The organism is Rhodoligotrophos defluvii (assembly GCF_005281615.1).
GTDB classification, from domain to species: Bacteria; Pseudomonadota; Alphaproteobacteria; order Rhizobiales; family Im1; genus Rhodoligotrophos; species Rhodoligotrophos defluvii.
On record NZ_SZZM01000001.1, the window covers coordinates 603,025 to 622,039 of the forward strand.

The 19,015-nt window shown below is 65.3% G+C and carries 18 protein-coding genes; 7 read left to right on the top strand and 11 right to left on the bottom strand.

The genetic code is table 11. The features are described from left to right. Positions 1-128: 128 nt before the first annotated feature. Complete coding sequence (locus E4P09_RS02900) at positions 129-2,834, top strand: valine--tRNA ligase (RefSeq protein ID WP_137389214.1); 2,706 nt, start codon at positions 129-131, stop codon at positions 2,832-2,834. 79 nt (positions 2,835-2,913) lie between these two features. Here E4P09_RS02900 and E4P09_RS02905 read toward each other — a convergent pair whose 3' ends face one another. The 3 genes from E4P09_RS02905 to E4P09_RS02915 are packed head-to-tail and all read right to left on the bottom strand — an operon-like array spanning position 2,914 to position 4,830. Then, positions 2,914-3,441, bottom strand: a complete 528-nt coding sequence (locus E4P09_RS02905; RefSeq protein WP_137388061.1) for a CoA-binding protein — start codon at positions 3,439-3,441, stop codon at positions 2,914-2,916. Between the two features lie 4 nt (positions 3,442-3,445). Then, positions 3,446-4,273 carry an enoyl-CoA hydratase gene (locus tag E4P09_RS02910; RefSeq protein WP_137388062.1) on the bottom strand — a complete coding sequence of 276 codons (828 nt, stop codon included), beginning with the start codon at positions 4,271-4,273 and terminating at the stop codon, positions 3,446-3,448. Between the two features lie 2 nt (positions 4,274-4,275). Continuing rightward, complete coding sequence (locus E4P09_RS02915) at positions 4,276-4,830, bottom strand: hypothetical protein (protein ID WP_137388063.1); 555 nt, start codon at positions 4,828-4,830, stop codon at positions 4,276-4,278. A gap of 128 nt (positions 4,831-4,958) precedes the next feature. On the opposite strand from E4P09_RS02915, the gene E4P09_RS02920 reads away from it, so the two are divergent. The 4 genes from E4P09_RS02920 to argC all read left to right on the top strand — a co-directional run bounded on the left by E4P09_RS02920 (position 4,959) and on the right by argC (position 7,623). After that, positions 4,959-5,405, top strand: a complete 447-nt coding sequence (locus E4P09_RS02920; protein ID WP_137388064.1) for a PaaI family thioesterase — start codon at positions 4,959-4,961, stop codon at positions 5,403-5,405. A gap of 180 nt (positions 5,406-5,585) precedes the next feature. After that, positions 5,586-6,047 (top strand): 50S ribosomal protein L13, encoded by a 462-nt coding sequence (gene rplM, locus E4P09_RS02925; RefSeq protein WP_137388065.1) that lies wholly within the window; start codon positions 5,586-5,588, stop codon positions 6,045-6,047. A 5-nt stretch (positions 6,048-6,052) separates the two neighbouring features. Further along, on the top strand, positions 6,053-6,529 hold the full coding sequence (gene rpsI, locus E4P09_RS02930) for a 30S ribosomal protein S9 (RefSeq protein WP_137388066.1): 477 nt from the start codon (positions 6,053-6,055) through the stop codon (positions 6,527-6,529). A gap of 146 nt (positions 6,530-6,675) precedes the next feature. Continuing rightward, the gene (gene argC / locus E4P09_RS02935) at positions 6,676-7,623 is read left to right on the top strand and encodes an N-acetyl-gamma-glutamyl-phosphate reductase (RefSeq protein ID WP_137388067.1); all 948 of its coding nucleotides are present in this window, start codon (positions 6,676-6,678) and stop codon (positions 7,621-7,623) included. 221 nt (positions 7,624-7,844) lie between these two features. Here argC and E4P09_RS02945 read toward each other — a convergent pair whose 3' ends face one another. From E4P09_RS02945 to E4P09_RS02955, 3 genes are all read right to left on the bottom strand, one after another. Further along, positions 7,845-9,335, bottom strand: a complete 1,491-nt coding sequence (locus tag E4P09_RS02945; RefSeq protein ID WP_137388069.1) for an aldehyde dehydrogenase — start codon at positions 9,333-9,335, stop codon at positions 7,845-7,847. Positions 9,336-9,504: 169 nt separating this feature from the next. Next, the gene (gene rpmG / locus E4P09_RS02950) at positions 9,505-9,672 is read right to left on the bottom strand and encodes a 50S ribosomal protein L33 (RefSeq protein ID WP_137388070.1); all 168 of its coding nucleotides are present in this window, start codon (positions 9,670-9,672) and stop codon (positions 9,505-9,507) included. Positions 9,673-9,789: 117 nt separating this feature from the next. Continuing rightward, a complete protein-coding gene (locus tag E4P09_RS02955) occupies positions 9,790-10,548 on the bottom strand; it encodes an NUDIX hydrolase (RefSeq protein ID WP_137388071.1) in 759 nt (252 codons plus the stop codon). Between the two features lie 128 nt (positions 10,549-10,676). Between E4P09_RS02955 and E4P09_RS26675 the strand changes: the two genes are divergently transcribed. After that, a complete protein-coding gene (locus E4P09_RS26675) occupies positions 10,677-10,811 on the top strand; it encodes a glycine zipper domain-containing protein (RefSeq protein ID WP_275406434.1) in 135 nt (44 codons plus the stop codon). 19 nt (positions 10,812-10,830) lie between these two features. Here the strand turns inward: E4P09_RS26675 and E4P09_RS02960 are convergent, their stop codons facing one another. From E4P09_RS02960 to topA, 3 genes are all read right to left on the bottom strand, one after another. Continuing rightward, positions 10,831-11,172: a hypothetical protein gene (locus E4P09_RS02960; protein ID WP_137388072.1), complete on the bottom strand. Its 342-nt coding sequence runs from the start codon at positions 11,170-11,172 to the stop codon at positions 10,831-10,833. A gap of 170 nt (positions 11,173-11,342) precedes the next feature. Then, positions 11,343-13,712 (bottom strand): ribonuclease R, encoded by a 2,370-nt coding sequence (gene rnr / locus E4P09_RS02965; protein ID WP_137388073.1) that lies wholly within the window; start codon positions 13,710-13,712, stop codon positions 11,343-11,345. 5 nt (positions 13,713-13,717) lie between these two features. Beyond that, positions 13,718-16,420 (bottom strand): type I DNA topoisomerase, encoded by a 2,703-nt coding sequence (gene topA / locus E4P09_RS02970; RefSeq protein ID WP_137388074.1) that lies wholly within the window; start codon positions 16,418-16,420, stop codon positions 13,718-13,720. A gap of 446 nt (positions 16,421-16,866) precedes the next feature. Here topA and E4P09_RS02975 point away from each other — a divergent pair, with 446 nt between their 5' ends. Then, positions 16,867-17,175, top strand: a complete 309-nt coding sequence (locus E4P09_RS02975) for a hypothetical protein (RefSeq protein ID WP_137388075.1) — start codon at positions 16,867-16,869, stop codon at positions 17,173-17,175. Between the two features lie 6 nt (positions 17,176-17,181). Here the strand turns inward: E4P09_RS02975 and dprA are convergent, their stop codons facing one another. Further along, positions 17,182-18,339: a DNA-processing protein DprA gene (gene dprA, locus E4P09_RS02980; protein ID WP_137388076.1), complete on the bottom strand. Its 1,158-nt coding sequence runs from the start codon at positions 18,337-18,339 to the stop codon at positions 17,182-17,184. A 63-nt stretch (positions 18,340-18,402) separates the two neighbouring features. Then, entirely contained in the window at positions 18,403-19,011 is a 609-nt protein-coding gene (gene plsY / locus E4P09_RS02985; RefSeq protein WP_137388077.1) for a glycerol-3-phosphate 1-O-acyltransferase PlsY, read from the bottom strand. Positions 19,012-19,015 lie beyond the last annotated feature (4 nt).

Below are 19,015 nucleotides of genomic sequence, written 5' to 3' on the forward strand. Positions count from 1 at the left end.
ATTTTGCAGCGCTATGCACCGGGGCCTGCCCCGGCGCATATGGCTGCCTTTCCGTGTTCTCGCGGATCCAGACGGCCAAATGGCGTTCGAGGCTGTTCCGGGACCGCTCCAGATCGACGTGAGGCATGATGCTCGACAAGAATTACAAGCCGCAGGAGGTCGAAGCCCGGATCTATGCGGCATGGGAGAGCAGCGGTGCGTTCCGGCCGGTGGGCAAGCCGGGCACGCCGAGCTTCGCGATCGTCATTCCGCCGCCGAACGTGACGGGCTCGCTGCACATGGGGCACGCCCTCAACAACACGATCCAGGATATCCTGGTGCGCTTCGAGCGCATGCGCGGCAAGGACGTGCTGTGGCAGCCTGGCATGGATCACGCGGGGATCGCCACGCAGATGGTGGTCGAGCGGCAGCTCATGGAGCGGCAGGAGCCCTCGCGCTGGGAGATGGGCCGGGAAGCCTTTGTCGAGCGGGTGTGGGCGTGGAAGGCCGTCTCGGGCGGCAATATTCTCAACCAGCTCAAGCGGCTGGGTGCCTCCTGCGACTGGAGCCGCGAGCGCTTCACCATGGACGAGGGCCTGTCGCAGGCGGTGGTCAAGGTGTTCGTGCAGCTCTACCGCGAAGGGCTGATCTACAAGGACAAGCGGCTGGTCAACTGGGACCCGAAGTTCCTGACCGCCATCTCCGATCTCGAGGTGGTCTCGGTCGAGACGAAGGGCCGCCTCTGGCATTTCAAATATCCGATCAAAGGCGAGCCGGGGCGGTTCATCACCGTCGCCACCACCCGACCCGAGACGATGCTGGGCGACAGCGGCATCGCCGTCCATCCGGATGACGGGCGCTACAAGGATCTGGTTGGCAAGTTTGCCGTTCTGCCGCTGGTCGGACGCGAATTGCCGATCGTGGCCGATGAATATGCCGACCCGACGCAAGGATCGGGCGCGGTCAAGATCACGCCGGCGCACGATTTCAACGACTTCGAGGTGGGCAAGCGGCATAATCTTAGGCAAATCAATATCTTCGATGAACATGCTCGCCTGGATCTCGAATCCAACCATGCCTTCCTGCACGACTTGCATACGTCGGACGAACTGGCGGAAACCCTGAATCTTCACCGCCTCGGCCGGTTCGAGGCGCGCAAGCGCGTGGCCGAGCGCATGGAGGCGCTGGGGCTGGTCGAGAAGGTCGAGGACCACGTGCATATGGTGCCTTACGGCGACCGCTCGAACGAGGTGATCGAACCGTTCCTGACCGAGCAGTGGTATTTGGATGCGGCAACCCTGGCCAAGCCGGCGATTGCTGCGGTGGAGAAGGGCAAGACCCGGTTCGTGCCGCAGAACTGGGCCAAGACCTATTTCGACTGGATGCACAATATCCAACCCTGGTGCATCTCGCGTCAGCTGTGGTGGGGGCACCAGATCCCGGCCTGGTATGGGCCGGACGGGGAGGTCTTCGTCGCCGAAACGGAAGAAGAGGCGCTGGATGCGGCCGAGAGCTTCTACGACAGTCGCGTCGCGCTGACGCGCGACCCGGATGTGCTGGATACCTGGTTCTCCTCCGCTCTTTGGCCGTTCTCGACCCTCGGCTGGCCGGAGCAGACGGGTGAGCTCAAGCGCTTCTATCCCACCAGCGTGCTGGTGACGGGGTTCGACATCATCTTCTTCTGGGTGGCCCGCATGATGATGATGGGGCTGCACTTCATGAAGGAGGTGCCGTTCCACGACGTTTATATCCACGGCATCGTCCGCGACGAGCGCGGGCAGAAGATGTCGAAGTCCAAGGGCAATGTGGTCGACCCGCTGGCGCTGATGGACGAGTACGGGGCGGATGCCTTGCGCTTCACCATGGCAGCGCTGGCGACACCCGGCCGCGACGTGAAGCCGTCGCGGGCGCGCATCGAGGGCTACCGCAACTTCGCCACCAAGCTGTGGAACGCGGCGCGGTTCTGCGAGATGAACGAGTGCGTGCGGCAGCCGGGGTTCGACCCGGGCGCGGTGCGCCAGCCGGTCAACCGCTGGATCATCGGCGAGGCGAACCGCACGGCCAAGGCGGTGACCGCCGCCATAGAGCAGTACCGGGTGAATGACGGGGCGCTCGCCACCTATCACTTCGTCTGGAACGTGTTCTGTGATTGGTATCTGGAGCTCATCAAGCCGCTGCTCTCGGGGGGCGATGCGGCGGCCAAGGCCGAGACCCGGGCTACGGCCGCTCATGTGCTGGACCAGATCGTCACCATCCTGCATCCGTTCATGCCCTTCGTCACCGAGGAGCTGTGGGGGAGGCTCGGGGAGGCGGGCGAGCCGCGGCCGGACCTGCTGATCCGCAGCCCTTGGCCGGCGCTCGATGCCCCGGAGGATCCCGCGGCCGATACGGAATTGAACTGGATCATTCGGCTGATCAGCGAGATCCGCTCGGTGCGCTCGGAGATGAATGTGCCGGCGGGGGCGAAGCTGCCTTGCGTGATCACCGGCGCCACCGCTGAGATCAGGGCGCGGGTGGCCGCCTGGCAGACCGAGATCACGCGGCTTGCGCGCCTCCAGTCGCTCGACTTTGCCGATGCGATGCCGGCGGGAGCGGCGCAGATCGTGCTGGGGGAGGTGACGGTCGGGCTGCCGCTGGCCGGCATCATCGATCTCGGGGCGGAGAAGCAGCGTCTGGCCAAGGACTTGGACAAGCTGCGCGATGAGATCCGCAAGATCGACGCGAAGCTGGCGAACGAGGCCTTCGTCGCCAAGGCACCCGAGCATGTGGTCGAGGAGCAGCGCGAACGACGCGAGGAGGCCGCCGTGATCGCCGCCAAGACCGAAGCGGCGCTCAATCGTCTCGAGGCGATATGACGGGGCTAAGAACGCCTCAGACCAGCCAGGTTTGAGGCAGGGCCAAGGAACGCCAGGTCTAGCCATATAGGGCGCCAGGCTAATACCCCGTGCGCTCCTTGATCGAGAGGCTCTGCACCCGATTGCCCGAGAGCTGCGGCCGGCGCGTTGAGATGCGGCCGGGATTGCCGCCTATCCAGCCCCATTCGCCGCAGAGCTTGGCATATTCCATTTTCGGGCAGCGGTTCATGACCACCTTCAGGCCGGCGGCCTGCGCCCGCTGGGCTGCCGCGTCGTTGCGCACGCCGAGCTGCATCCATACGACCTTCGCGCCGATGGCGATGGCCTCGTCGGTGACCGGCCCTGCCGCCTCCGAATTGCGGAAGATGTCGACCATGTCGACCGGCTCGGGGATGTCGCGCAAGGACGCATAGACCTTGCGGCCGTGAATCGCTTCAGCCGCCTCGCGCGGGTTGACCGGAAAAACCAAATAACCCTTTTCTGTCAAATACTTCAGCACGAAGTATGAGGGGCGGATCGGGTTGGCGCTGGCCCCGACCAGCGCGATCGTCTTCACGCTGTTGAGAATGCCCCGGAGATAGTGGGGTGAATAGCTGTCGTGATCCATGGGGTCAGCGGTCCCGCCAGTTCGGCTGGCGCTTGTCGATGAAGGCGCAGATGCCTTCCTCTGCATCGTCTAGGCGCATGTTCTCGATCATGACGGCCGAACCATAGGCGTAGGCCTCGTCCAGCGGCATGGTTCGCTGGCGGTAGAAGGCTTGCTTGCCCAGGCCAATGGTTGCGGCCGACTTGCTGGCGATCTTGCGGGCAAGCGCCATCGTCTCCTCGGTCAGGCTCTCGGCGGGCACGACACGGTTGACCAGGCCGATCCGGAAGGCGTGGTCCGCATTGATGAAATCGCCGGTCAGCAGCATCTCCATGGCATGTTTCGGCGCCACGTTGCGGGAGAGCGGGATCATGGGGGTGGAGCAGAACAGGCCGATATTCACGCCGGGTGTGGCAAAGCGGGCGGTATCGGCGGCCACCGCGAGGTCGCAGCTTGCCACCAGCTGACAGCCGGCGGCGGTGGCAATGCCGGAAACCTCGGCGATCACCGGCTTGGGACAGGCCACCACGCTCTGCATCATGCGCGCGCACTGATCCATCAGCCAGGCGAAATAGGCCTGGCCGCCGTCGGCGTCACTGCGGTGGGCGATGACCTCCTTGAGGTCGTGGCCGGCGCTGAAGGCCGGGCCTTCCGCGGCGACCACCACGACCCGAACCGCGGGATCCTGACCGGCGCGATCGAGCTCGCTCTGCAGGGCGGCGATCATGGCTTCCGACAGGCTGTTGCGGCGCTCCGGCCGGTTGAGCACCAGACGCAGCACACCGTCATCGAGAGCGCGCGCGACCAGTGGACGATCGGCTGAGGATTCCTTCAGAGCGGCGGCTTGCGACATGCTCACATTTCCTCCAGCACCTGGGCGAGCTTCTGGTTGGTTTCGGGGTCGCGCATGAGATCGCGCAGGACCTGCAGGTTGTTCTCCGAGGGGATCATGCTGTTCAGCATCGTGATCAGCTCCCGCTTCTGATCCGGTGGAAGATCGTTGTCGTTCTGGATCTCCTCCAAGGCGCGCTTGCTCTCCGCGAGGTTGTTGCCCTGCAGCGCCTCATAGGCGATGACCACGCTCTGAAGCGCCTCGATCCAGCGGTCTTCGTTGGTGAACCCGTTGGTCACGAGGATATCTGTGAGCTGAGGCACCAGCGAGGTGAGGCTTTCCTCGGTCGAGTTCTCGAACAAAGTCTCAAGCTGGTCGATGCCGACCGTCTTGCTGAGCGCGATATAGGTATCGAGCGCCCGGATCGCCAGTGACCGATCGAGCTCCACTTGCTTGAGCGGCATCAGCTCGGTGCCGGTTCCGGCATCCTGCGCCCTTGCCGGGCTTACCGGTGTTGCAGGCCCGATCGCCCACAGGCTAAAGCTCAACAGGACGATAGCGATCATACGCGGCATCATGGGGTGTGCACTCCGAGAGCAGGCATGGCGGGAGGCAACGAGCCTCCGCCCAGCCGAAGCATAAGTGAGGCCGTTCGCTTTCGCAAAGGAATGCAACTGCGGTGAATTTGGTGCCCGGAGGGTCTGGAATGCATGACGGCAAGCGGCGGCTGAAATGGCAGGGAGAGGACGTGCTCGCGTTCCTGAGGACGGACTTTCCGCAGGCCTTCCGCGACGGCTGGGACTATACGGTCGAGCACCTGACGACGCGGCAGGCCATCGTGCGGCTTCATGCTCACGACAGCCAGCTCAGGCCGGGCGGCACCATCGCCGGCCCGACCATGATGCACCTGGCCGATTTCGCCTTCTACGTTCTGCTGCTGGCGCTGCACGGGGCTTCCGCCCGGCTGTCGGTCACCACCAACCTGTCCATCAGCTTCTTGCGAAAGCCGGTGGCGGGCGATCTCGTTGCCCGGGTGGAAATGCTGAAGCACGGTCGAACCCTGTCGGTCGGCGCGGTCCATATGGAGGATGCGGAGGGGAGGGTGGTGGCGCATGCGGAGGCCACTTACCACATGGGTGCGGCGGAATGGTAAGGTAGTATATTACCTCTATTGTAAATTATTGTTTTAGCCGAGATTTTTTGAGCTGTGCTTCGGGATTCGTCATTGACGCCGAGCTTGGCTTGGTTTAGAGACGGCACGAAAATTCGCTTCGCCGCCCTCGGTATCGCGCTGGCGGGCGCGCGCTTTGCCAACATCCATGACGGGTGCACTATGAAAACCTACTCTGCGAAAACCGCGGAGGTCGAGAAGAAGTGGATTCTGATCGACGCTGAGGGGCTGGTCGTCGGGCGGCTGGCCGCCATCGTGGCGAACCGCCTGCGCGGCAAGCACAAGCCGATTTACACCCCCCATATCGACTGCGGCGACAACGTGGTCGTGGTCAATGCGGACAAGGTGGTGCTGACCGGCAACAAGCGGCAGGACAAGCCCTACTACTGGCATACCGGCTTCCCCGGCGGGATCAAGGAGCGCAAGGCGCACCAGATCCTCGAAGGGCGCTTTCCCGACCGGGTGCTGCGCCTGGCGGTGCAGCGCATGATGCCGGGCGGGCCCTTGAGCCGCCACCAGCTGAAGAACCTGCGCGTCTATGCAGGCCCCAATCATCCTCACGAGGCACAGCAGCCCGAGCCGCTGGATGTCGCCGCGTTGAACCGCAAGAACAAGAGAGACTGATCGCGATGTCCGAGGCCACCACTCTCGACCAGCTGGGTTCGGCTCTCAACCTGGAGCCTGAGACCGCCGCACTGCCGGAACCCAAGATCGACAGCCTGGGCCGCGCCTATGCCACCGGGCGGCGCAAGAACGCCATCGCCCGCGTGTGGATCAAGCCGGGACCGGGCAAGATCACCGTCAACGGCAGTGACGTGAACGTTTATTTCGCGCGACCGACCCTGCAGATGATCCTGCGGCAGCCGTTGGAAGCGGCGGGCCGGCGCGACCAGTATGACGTGATCTGCACGGTTACCGGCGGCGGTCTTTCCGGACAGGCCGGCGCCGTGCGCCACGGGCTGTCGCGGGCACTCACCCATTACGAGCCGGAGTTGCGCCCTCTGCTGAAGAGGCACGGCTTCCTCACCCGCGACCCCCGCGTGGTCGAGCGAAAGAAGTACGGCAAGGCGAAGGCCCGCCGCAGCTTCCAGTTCTCGAAGCGCTGATATTCGCTTACAGCTTCGCAGATCCACGGGGCCGGGTCTTCAGGGATCCGGCCCTTTTGTTTGGCCGCGCATGGGGTTGAGGACTGCACCTTGATTGCGGCTCGGCTGCCCCCTAATTAGGCAAGTTCCGCAAACAGGTAGGATCGATGGCGACCAAGGTTTTCATTGACGGCGAGGCTGGCACCACGGGGCTGCAGATCCGCGCGAGGCTCGATCAACGGCCGGATCTGACCATGATCCGCCTGGATGAGGCCCGGCGCAAGAGCGAGGCGGCCCGGCGCGAAGCCATCAACGAGGCCGACGTCGTGATCCTCTGCCTGCCGGATGATGCGGCCGTCGACGCCCTGTCGCTGATCGAGCGGCGGAGCGTGCGGGTGATCGATGCCTCGACGGCTCATCGCACCGCGCAAGGCTGGACCTATGGCTTTCCGGAAATGGCACGCGACCAGCGGGAGACCATCGCCTCCTCGCGCCGCGTCACCAATCCCGGCTGTTACCCGACCGGCGCCATCGCTCTGATCCGGCCGCTGGTCGAGCATGGGATCATTCCCGCTGGCTGGCCGGTCACGATCAACGCGGTCTCGGGCTATAGCGGCGGCGGCAAGAGCCTGATCGCCGCCTTCGAGGACCCGCAGGCGGCGAGCTATACCCACGATCACTTCAGACTCTATGCCTTGGGGCTGGGGCACAAGCACATTGCCGAGATGCAGCGCTATACCGGGCTGCACCAACCGCCGCTGTTCGCGCCGAGCGTCGGCCGGTTCGCGCAGGGCATGCTGGTGGAGGTGCCGCTGCAGCTGTGGGCGCTACCGAAGGCGGCGGGCACGGACGACATCCGCGCGCTGCTCGCCGCGACCTATGCGGACAGCCGGTTCGTGGAGGTGGCCTCGCGGGCGGAGTGCGAAGGGCTCGCCTCGCTCGATCCGGAGGGGCTCAACGGCACCAACCGGCTGAAGCTGTTCGTGTTCGGCAACGACAAGCTGAGGCAGGCGCGGCTCGTCGCGCTGCTCGATAATCTCGGCAAGGGTGCGTCCGGCCAAGCCGTGCAGAACCTGAACATCATGATCGGGGCGGACGAGGCGACGGGGCTTTAGAGCATTTTCGAGCGAAGTGGATACCGGTTCGCGTGAAGAAAATGCGACCAAGCAAGAACTTGGAGCGGTTCCGCGATTCGAAGAAAAGCGGAACAGCTCTCGGACGGCGCGGCATGGCTTTCCCCGTCCGCCCTGGATTGCCGCGTCAAGCGCGGCACTGACGATCCCTGAGTTCCTGAACCGCCGGGCTCATGACCCGGCGGTCAGGTGCATGCAGAGGCTCAGCGCAGATTGACGAAGGTGTGCTTGATCTGCGTGTATTTCTCGTAGGCGTGCAGCGACTTGTCGCGGCCGATCCCCGACTGCTTGTAGCCGCCGAAGGGCGCGGTGATGTCGCCACCGTCGGTGGCGTTCACATTCACCGTGCCGGCGCGCAGCGCGCGGGCGACGGTGTGAGCCTTCACCACATCGCGGGTCCACAGATTGGCCTGCAGGCCATAAATGCTGTTATTGGCGATGGAGATGGCCTCTTCCTCGTCCTTGAACGGGATGGTCGACAGCACGGGGCCGAAGATCTCTTCCTGAGCGATGCGCATGTTGTTGTTCACCGCATCGAAGATGGTGGGCTGCACGTAGAAACCGCCGCTGTCCTGGCGGGCCGGCGTGCCGCCGACTGCGATCTTGGCGCCTTCCTCGCGGCCGATATTGATGTAGCTCATCACCCGCTCCATCTGCGTCTTGTCGACCATGGAGCCCATGAGGGTCTTGGGATCGAGCGGGTCGCCCGGGGCCCAGGCCTCGGCATATCGCGCGACTTTCGCCACGAACTCGTCGCGGATGTCCTGTTGGACCAGCAGGCGAGTGGCGGCGGTGCAGACCTGGCCGGAATTATAGAACACGCCGGCCGCCGCCTCGCGCGCGGCGCGGTCAAGGTCGGCCACATCGGAGAAGATGATGTTGGGCGACTTGCCGCCGCACTCGAGGCTGATGTGCTTCATGTTGGATTCGCCGGCATATTTCAGGAAGTACTTGCCGACCTCGGTCGAGCCGGTGAAGGCGACCATGTCCACATCCATATGAAGGCCCAGCGCCTGGCCTGCGGTCTCGCCAAAGCCGGGCAGCACCTGGAAGATGCCGTCGGGGATGCCGGCCTCCGTCGCCAGCTCGGCGATGCGGATGGCGGTCAAGGGCGACTGCTCGGCCGGCTTGAGGATCACGGCATTGCCGGCGGCAAGAGCCGGGGCATATTTCCAGGCCGCCATCAGCAGCGGGAAGTTCCAAGGCACCACCGCAGCAACCACGCCGAGCGGCTCGCGGGTGATCAGCGAGACGGAGTCGGGACGGGCCGGGGCGAGCTCGTCATACATCTTGTCCACCGACTCGGCGAACCACTCCATGCAGTTCACGACGCCGTTCATGTCGGAATTGAGCGATTCCTTGATGGGCTTGCCCATGTCGAGGGTCTCGAGCAGGGCAAGTTCCTCCTTGTGCTGGTCGACCAGGGCGGCGAATTTCAGCAGCGTCTTCTTACGCTTGCGCGGGGCGATGGTGGACCACTTGCCGGATTCGAAGGCGGCGCGGGCGGCCTTTACGGCCCGGTCGACGTCTTCCCGGTCGCAGGCCGCCACCTTGGTGAGCACACGGCCGTCGATCGGGCTCACGCAATCGAAGGTCTTGCCCGAGGCGGCATCGACATATTTGCCGTTGATGAACGCCTGATTGCGGTAGGCCATGCTCGTGATCTGATTGCGATAGTCTTCGGCAGCGGACATGGGTAGCCTCCGTTAGGGGATTTTCGCTCTTATCCGATGGTGCACACCGCGATATGGCATCGCCACATCGTGCAGGATGACCCACCATAGCAAAAAGGCACCGCAGGATGCGATGCCTTTTCGGAGATCAAATTGAAACCGGCAGGATCCGTGCGCCTGCCGGCCGCCGTCACTTGATCTTGGCTTCCTTGAACTCGACGTGCTTGCGCGCCACCGGGTCGTATTTCTTCAGCGAGAGCTTCTCGGTCATGGTGCGCGAATTCTTCTTCGCGGTATAGAAATAGCCGGTGCCCGCGGTGCTGACGAGCTTGATCTTCAGTGTGGTCGGCTTCGCCATGGGGCAACTCCAGGAATTGTTCGCGCCGGCACATGCGGCTTGCGTCATTTGCTCCGCATATCGCGCGCGGATATGGGTAATGTCAAGGGATCAACCGCGGAATCCTCGACGCCCAGGTCAGATCGTTTCGTGGATCCAGTCGGCGCCTTGCCGCCGCTGGAAGGGAACCGTGCAGCCGGGGGCGATCTCGCCGTCCTTGTCCAGGGCCTCCTCGAGCATGCGCAGGATCTCGCGGGTGATCCAGGGCAGCTCCTGGGCGCGGGCCTCCTCGAAGGTGAACCAGTAGCGGTCGAGCAGCTCTTCCGTGTCGACCACATGCGGCTCATCGATATTGGCCACGCAGCTCGCGTCGACCACGAAGAAGCGCGCGTCGAACCGGCGCGGCCGTCCGGGCGGGGTGATGGCCCGGGCGAAATAGCGCAGGCCCGAGAGATCAGGCACGTAGCCGGTGCTGAGGAAGCTCTGCCAGGCTTTGTCTGACGTGCGCGGCAGCTTGCCGTGGGCGGGCTTGCCGACAATAAGCCCGGTCTCCTCGAAGGCTTCGCGGATGGCGGCCAGGGCGAGCCCGCGGGCGCGCGCCCGGCTGACCCGGCCACGCATTTGGACGAGCAGCTTTTCCTCCACCAGCGGATGCAGGTGGTGCTCGACCGAGAGCCGGCAGTCGGCAGGATCGAGCCGCCCACCGGGAAAGACGAACTTGTTCGGCATGAACTTGTGCGCCTCATGCCGCTTGCCCATCATCACGCGGCGGGCGTCGCCATCATTGCGCAGCACAATCAGGGTTGCGGCATCGCGCGGGCGGACGCTAGGCCCCGGCACCGGCTTGCCGTCCAGCATCTGCGGGTCGGGTTCAGGAAGGATCTTACGTTCGGACATAGGCTCTCAATCCCGCTGAACAACGCGAATGTCAAGGGACGACTCCAACGGGTTGCCGTAGACGTCAAAGTAAGCAGCGACAGCTTTAGCGCCACAGTGTCGCCGCGCGGTTGTGCGAGCGTTCAGCCATGGCTTTGGGCATTGCCATAGGAGTTGCTCTGGGCTGGGTGCTCGGGGTTGCCGTGCTGGATGATCCGGCCATCGGCATCGCCATCGGCGTGGCGCTCGGAGCGGCAGTCGGCCACTATATGGGGAAGCAATAGCTGTTTCGGGCGATTGGCTTCAATCAAGATCCGCATGGAACGTGTGAAGCAGGCGGTGCGCCCAAGGGGCCACAAGGATGCCGGCTATGCCCACGAAGACGATGTCGGCAAATAGGACGAAGCAGCCGGCGAACAGCTTTCCGGACGAACTCTCGATGTGGTCGACGAGTCCCATGCCCCCCAAGATCAATGCCGCGTTGAAGGCTGCTTCTTGCCAGCCAAGCGGACCAAGAAAATGCAAGCCGAGGGTGCCAATCCCCATGGACAGTACCAGGAGCGCGCCTGCGAATGCTGCAGAACAGGCGACGCGCCGGCGCCAGCGGGCACGAGACAGTACAGGCTGCGACTTGTTTTCGAACATCTCCGGCCGGCTCCGGCGCCACCAGCCGCGAGTCGATTGACGAGTGAGGCCGGACCGCTGCAGAGTGCCGGCCAGATGGTGAGAGCGGCGGATGGACCGCGGCCTAGTTTGGGAGGGATCACTTGCGATCCGTTTATATCGGATCGCGGCATTTTAGACAGTTCTTGCGGTTAGCCGCCGCGCTGCTTGGTGTTGGCCCGCGGGCTGCGCGCGGCGCGGGGCCGCCCCTTGCTCCGCTCTGCCGCGGCAAAGCTGCGGCCGCGCCTGCCGCGCAGGGCTCGTGAGCCTGATTTCAGCGGCTTGCCCGGCTTGCCCGGGCTGATCATCTCGAAGCGCAGGCCGCCCGCCACCGGGGTTGCCTCCGCAAGGCGCACCTCCACCGGGTCGCCCAGCTGATAGGTGTCGCCGGATTCGCGGCCGACGAGCGCATGGTTTGCCTCGTCGTAATCGTAGTACTCGCCGCCCAGGGTCGCGGCCGGGACGAAGCCGTCCGCGCCGGTCTCGGCCAGGGCAATGAACAGGCCGGCTTGGGCGACGCCGCCGATGCGGCCGTGGAAGATGGCGCCCACCTTGTCGGCCAGGAATGCCGAGACCAAGCGGTCGACCGTGTCCCGTTCCGCCGCCATGGCCCGGCGCTCGGCTGCCGAAATCAGCTCGGACGTCTCTTCCAGCCGCTCGATATCCTCCTGCGACAGCCCGTCCTTGCCGAAGCCGAAAGCGGTGATCAGGGCGCGGTGCACGATGAGGTCGGCATAGCGGCGGATGGGCGAGGTGAAATGGGCATAGCGCCTGAGGTTGAGCCCGAAATGCCCGCGATTTTCCGGCGAATAGATGGCCTGGGCCTGGCTGCGCAGCACCACCGTGTTGACCAGGTGCTCGTTCTCGCTGCCGCGCGCCCGATCGAGCACGCGGTTGAAGTGCTTCGGCATGAGCACCTGGCCCTTGGCGAAGGGGATGTGAAGGGTCGCGAGAAACTCGATCAAGCCCTCCACCTTTTCCGGCGCCGGCGCATCATGCACGCGGTAGATGAAGGGGACCTTCCTCTCCTCTAGGCTTTCCGCGGCCGAGACATTGGCCTGGATCATCATTTCCTCGATCAGCCTGTGAGCATCGAGCCGCTCCGGGGTGATCACCCGGTCGATGAGGCCAAGGGCGTCGAGGATCAGCTTGCGCTCGGGCAGGTCCAGCTCCAGGGGGCCGCGGCGCCTGCGGCCGGCGGCGAGCGCCCGATAGGCGGCCCAGAGCGGCTTCAGCACCGGTTCGAGCAGGGGACCGCTCACGTCGTCCGGGCGGCCGTCTATGGCAGCCTGCGCCTGCTCGTAGGACAGCTTGGCGGCCGAGCGCATGATGACCCGGGCGAAGCTGTGGCCGAGCTTGCGGCCCTGCCGGTCGAAGATCATGGAGCAGGCGATGGCCGGCCGCTCCTCGTTCGGCCGCAGCGAGCACAGGTCGGCCGACAGCCGTTCCGGCAACATGGGCACCACCCGGTCGGGGAAATAGACGGAGTTGCCGCGGTCGCGCGCCTCGCGGTCGATGGCGGTGCCGGGGCGGACATAAGCCGCCACGTCGGCGATGGCCACGATGACTCTGAACCCACCTTCGTTCTTCGGGTCGGTATCGGGCGCAGCCCAGACGGCATCGTCGTGGTCGCGGGCATCGGGCGGATCGATGGTGATCAGCGGCACGTCGCGCAGGTCGGTGCGGCCGCGCGGTTGCACCGGCTTGAGCTTCTCCACCTCCGCCAGGGTGCGCTCGCGGAAATGATCGGGCAGCCCGTGCTGATGGATGGCAATCAGACTGATGTTGCGCTGATCGGTGAGATCGCCCAGCCGCTCGCGCACGCGGGCCCGGCGGGGGCCGCGACCGCGATCGCGGATGACATCGACGGAGACCAGCTCGCCGCTCTGCGCCCCGGCATCATCGCCGGGTAGCACGATGAGGTCGCTCGCGTTCTTCTTGTCCACCGGCTGCACGCGCATGCCGCGGCCCCGGGCGATGCGGAAGACGCCGATGGTGCGGGTCAGGCCCTGGTCGAGCACCTTGATGACCCGGCCGGTATAGGGTTCCTCCGTCTCGCCCTGCGGTCCGCCGTCGATATGGGCGAGCACCCGGTTGCCGATACCGGGTGGCGGTCCGCTCTGGCCCAGCGCCTTGGCGCGCGACCGATGCGGGATTATCACCCTGGGTGCCACGCCCTGGGCGTCCGCGTCCCAGTTGCTGGGGGTTGCGACCAGGTCGCCGTCGTCGTTGATATCGACCACCTCGAGAACGGTGACGGGCGGCAGCCGTGCCGCGTTCTCGAGGGCGCGGCTGTCGCGGCGGAGCAGGCCGCGCGCCGTCATGTCCTTGAGCAGCTGCTTCAAGGCGATGCGGTCCGCGCCTTTGATGTTGAAGGCGCGCGCGATTTCCCGCTTGCCGACGCGACCGGTCTGGGTCTGCAGGAAATCCAGGATCTCGGCTTCGGAGGGCAGGGCGCGCTCAGTCGATCGCCTGCTCTTGCCCGTAGCCTTGCGCTCGCCCCCGCCGCGTCCCTTCGACATCTCTTTTATGACGCTTCCGCCTTCTTGCTTGGTGATACCTTCGCAGTGCTCGACCGCGTACCGGCCGCTCGGCCGGCCGGCTTTTGTCGCTTGGCGCTGCCAGCCGCGCTCTTAGGTTCGGCCTTGCCGTTGGCCTTGGCGACCTTGGCTTTGCCATTGCCGGATTTGGCGCGCGCCTTCCCGCCAGCCCCGTCACCGGCCTTCTGGGCGATGAGCTCGACCGCTTGCTCCATGGTCACCGCTTCGGGATCCAAAGCCTTGGGCAGGGTAGCATTGACCTTCCCGTATTTGACATAAGGGCCGTAGCGACCGCTCAGCACCTGCACCGACCCGCCGCCCTGCGGGTGCTCGCCCAGCTCCTTGAGCACCTGGGGGCCGGGACGGCGGCCGCCGCGCGCTTCCTTCTCCGCCAGCAGCGCCACGGCCCGGTTGAGGCCGATGGTGAACACGTCCTCCGGCCCTTCGAGGTTGGCGTAGGTGTTGCCATGCTTCACGAATGGTCCGAAGCGGCCGAAATTTGCGGTGATCGGCTGCTTGGTCTCCGGATGCAGGCCGATCTCGCGCGGCAGGCTCAGCAGCCGCAACGCCATCTCAAGGTCCACATCCTCTATGGCGGTGCCCTTCGGGATGCTGGCCCGCTTCGGTTTCTCCTCGCCTTCTGCCGAGCCTAGCTGGACATAGGGTCCGAAGCGGCCTTCGAACAGGGTGACGTTGAGGCCGGTTTCGGGGTCCACGCCGAGCGGCAGGCCTTCGGGTGAAGCGGCCGGCGATTTCTCCTGCTCGCCATCGCCCAGCTGGCGGGTGTAGCGGCATTCCGGATAGTTGGAGCAGCCGATGAAGGCGCCGAACTTGCCCGTCTTAAGGCTGAGGCGCCCGTTGCCGCAGTTGGGGCATTGCCTGGGGTCGCCGCCGTCTTCGGTCGGCGGGAAGATGTGCGGCCCGAGGATTTCGTTGAGCTCCTCCAGCACATCCGAGACCCTGAGTTCCTGGATGCTCTCCACCGCCCCGATAAAATCGGTCCAGAAGTCGCGGAGCACCGCCTTCCAGTCGATATCGCCATTGGAGATGCGGTCGAGCTGCTCCTCGAGGTTGGCGGTGAAATCATATTCCACATAACGCCGGAAGAAGCCTTCCAGGAAGGCGGTGACCAGGCGGCCCTTGTCCTCCGGGAGGAGGCGCTTCTTGTCGAGGCGCACATAGCCCCGGTCACGCAGGGTGGTGAGGATGGCGGTATAGGTGGAAGGCCGGCCGATGCCCAGCTCTTCCATCTTGCGGATCAGCGAGGCTTCGGTGTAGCGCGGGGGCGGCTCGGTGAAGTGCTGGACGGGCGAGAGCTTCACCAGCTCGGCTGGCTCACCCTCGCGCATGGGCGGCAGCCGGCGCCCGTCCTCGCTCTCATCCTCGTCGTCGCGCCCTTCCTGATAGAGCCTGAGAAAGCCGTCGAACCGCACCACCGAGCCGGTGGCGCGCAGCACGTGCTCGCGGCCATCGCTGCCCGTGGTGGAAATGTCGACGGTGGTCCGCTCGATCTCGGCGCTCTCCATCTGGCTGGCGATGGTCCGCTTCCAGATCAGCTCGTAGAGCCGCGCCATGTCAGGCTCCAGAGCCCGTTCCACCTGCTGCGGGGTGCGGGCGAGGTCGGTGGGCCGAATCGCCTCGTGCGCCTCCTGGGCGTTGCGCGCCTTGGTAGTGTAGCGCCGGGGGGACTGGGGCACATAGGCCTGGCCGTAGGTCTTGCCGATGACGCTGCGGGCGGCGGTGATCGCCTCTTCCGCCATCTGCACGCCGTCGGTTCGCATATAGGTGATGAGGCCCACCGTCTCGCCGCCGATATCCACACCTTCATAGAGACGCTGCGCGAGCTGCATCGTGTGCTTGGACGAGAAGCCGAGCTTGCGGGACGCCTCCTGCTGGAGGGTGGAGGTGATGAACGGTGGCTGCGGGTTGCGCCGCGCCGGCTTGCTCTCGACGCTGCGGATGGTGAAGCGGCCGTTGCGCAGGGCGGCGACGATGCGATTGGCAGTGGTGCCATCGCCGATCTCCAGCCGGTCGAGACGGCGGCCGTCGATCTCGGCCAGGCGGGCGTCGAACGGCTCGCCCGCCTTGGTGCGCATGGCGGCCTCGATGCTCCAGTATTCCTGGCGCTTGAAGCGCTCGATCTCGATCTCGCGGGCGCAGACGAGCCGGAGGGCGACCGATTGCACTCGCCCGGCCGAGCGCGCGCCCGGCAGCTTGCGCCACAGCACCGGCGACAGGGTGAAGCCGACGAGATAGTCCAGCGCGCGGCGGGCGAGATAGGCTTCGACCAGATCGTCATCGATCTCGCGCGGGTTGCGAATCGCTTCCGAGACCGCCGACTTCGTCACCGCGTTGAAGGCTACCCGCTCGACGCGCTTGTCCTTGAGCAGGCCCTTCTTCTTCAGCACCTCGAGGACATGCCAGGAGATGGCCTCACCCTCGCGATCCGGGTCGGTCGCCAGGATCAGCTTGGGGGAAGACTTGAGGGCGCGGGCAATGTCGTCCAGCCGCTTCTTGGCTTTGGCGTCCACCTCCCAGGACATGGCGAAGTCTTCGTCGGGACGGACGGAGCCGTCCTTCGCCGGCAGATCGCGCACATGGCCGAAGGAAGCGAGCACGGTGTAGTCGCTCCCGAGATACTTGTTGATGGTCTTGGCCTTGGCCGGCGATTCGACGACGACAACGGTCATGAAGCTTCCAGTCAGAGATTAGCAGGCTTTGCTGCTCGCGATCGGACTAGACTCCAAGGAGGCCAGCCTCGATGCGGTTCAGCGGATCGAAATGGCTATGCAGCAACCAAACCGCAAGCCCTGTCGAGCAAAACGGCATCGCCGCTCATACCGGTTGAACCGGGTTCCGGCAAGCCGGCGCATTTTTCCGAACCCTTTTTGACAAGCGTCGGCCATGTTCCGAAGCCACACTCCGGGCTTAAGCAAGTTGCCCATCCAGCCCAAACCGAAATAGCGGATGTGTTGGGGAAGGTTGTCTCCTTCCGCGATTATTATACGCTCATGACAATCACTGGTTGGGTGTACGATCTCTTGCGGTGTGTGGCGGCCGGGGGTTGATCCGGCCGCCAGGAACCAGGATGCGCCCCAATCGGGGCGCATGTCTTAATGGAAACGAGGCGCGGATAATGACAACAAAGCCTTATGTGTTTGCGACGGCAGGTCAGGCGGCGTTCGGCACTGAACCGGGCTCCAGCAGAGGGGCATCGGCCAGCCGGCGTCCCGCACCCATGCGGCCGACGCCGCCCGGCGGGCAGTGCGATGCGGCGGTGGTGGAATATATCGCCGACATGGCGCTGTCCCTGCGGGATATGTCGGCGGAGGCGAACCAGCCCTTCCTGGGCTATCTTCTGGAAATGGTGTTCCAGGAAGCCCATAACGAGGCGCTGAAGCTGCGGTTTGCCGCGGCCAAGCAATGCGCGGTGCATCAGGCCTGACCGGTCTCAAGCGTCGATGGCCTCCACGCGCAGCACCACCATGCGGCCGTCGGCGCGGCTGAGCTTGCCGGCAAGCTCGAGTTCCAGCAGCACCACGTGGAGCACGCCCAGGTCGACGCCGGCCTCGCGGATCAGCACATCGAGCGGGATGGGCGTCGTGCCGAGCAAGCTGATGATCCGGCGGCGGTCGGCCTCGGCAATTTCCGGCTCCTGCGGCTCCGGCTCCGGCATGCCGCTGAGCGGCTGCGCTTGGCGGTCATCATGCCCGGCAAAGCCGCCGTCCTTGGGCGGCTTCGCCATGGGATCCAGCGCCTCGGCCACATCCTTGGCGGATGTGACCAGCATGGCGCCGCGCCGAATCAGACCGTTGGTACCGGCGGCGCGCGGGTCGAGCGGCGAACCCGGGACGGCGAAGACCTCGCGGCCCTGCTCGACCGCCAGCCGGGCGGTGATCAATGACCCCGAGCGTTCCGCCGCCTCCACCACGACCACGCCGAGGGCGAGCCCGGCGATCAGCCGGTTGCGGCGGGGGAAGTGCTTGGCCTGGGGCTGGGTGCCCGGCATCATTTCGGTGAGGAGCAGGCCCTTCTCGCCGATTTCTGCGGCAAGGGCCGCATTCTCGGGCGGGTAAATCACATCGATGCCGCCGGCCAGCACCGCGATGGTGCCGGTTGCAAGGCTCGCCTCATGGGCGGCTGTGTCGATGCCGCGGGCGAGACCGGACACGACAGCGAAGCCCATGTGGCCGAGGTCGGCGGCGAAACGGCGGGCCAGGGTGCGTCCGGCGGCGGACGCATTGCGCGAGCCGACGATCGCCACAGCCGCCTTCTCCAGAAGCGCGGCTTGACCCTTCACGCAGATCAGCGGCGGTGCCGCATCGAGAGCGCGCAGCAGGGCAGGGTAGCCCGGGTCGCGATGGGCGATGAAACGTGCGCCGGCGCGCTCGGCGGCCTCAAGCAGCCGCTCGGCCTGTTCCAGCGAGCACAGACGCAAAGGCCCCCTATGGCCGCCGCGGGCCGACAGCTCCGGTAGCTTCTCCAGCGCACGCCGCGCCGAGCGATAGCGTTCCATGAGGGCGTGGAAGGTCGCCGGCCCAACGTTCTCGCTGTTGGACAGGCGCAGCCAGTCGAGCAGTTCGGCCCGCGATATCGATTCCTTCGCCATGACGCCCCCCGGTCGCCAGGGTGCCTTTCGTCAAGATGAAAGCACCCGCCCCACGGCCTTGCGTCACTTGCCGAGCTTGATCTTGGATTCCTCGCCGCGCCACAACCGTGCGATGTTCTCGTGGTGGGCGGCGATGACAATCAATCCCATGATGACGGCGGTGAGGCCAGGCCAGCTGCCATCAGATGCCGCGCAGGCCACCGCTGTCAACGCCGTTGCGGTCATGCCGCCCATGGAGGAGTAGCGGGTGACGTAGACGACCGCGATCCACAGCACGAGGAAAAGCAGCCCGAGCGGCCAGGCAAAGCCGAACATGACGCCCAGAAAGGTGGCAACGCCTTTGCCGCCTTTGAATCGCAGCCATACTGGAAACAGATGGCCGAGAAAGGCGGCCAACCCTGCCACGGCCGCGCCTTCCGGGCCCCAGCGCCAGCCGACCAGCACCGGGAGCGTGCCCTTCAGCGCATCGGCCACCAGGGTCGCGGCGGCGAGCATCTTGGAGCCGGTGCGCAGCACGTTGGTGGTGCCGATGTTGCCGGAGCCGATCTGCCTGATATCGCCGTGGCCAGCGAACCGGGTGATGATCAGGCCGAAGGGGATCGACCCGCAGAGATAGCCGAACAGGGCCAGCAATGCCGCAGACGCAAGGGGGAGTGACCAGGTTAGGTCCATGGGG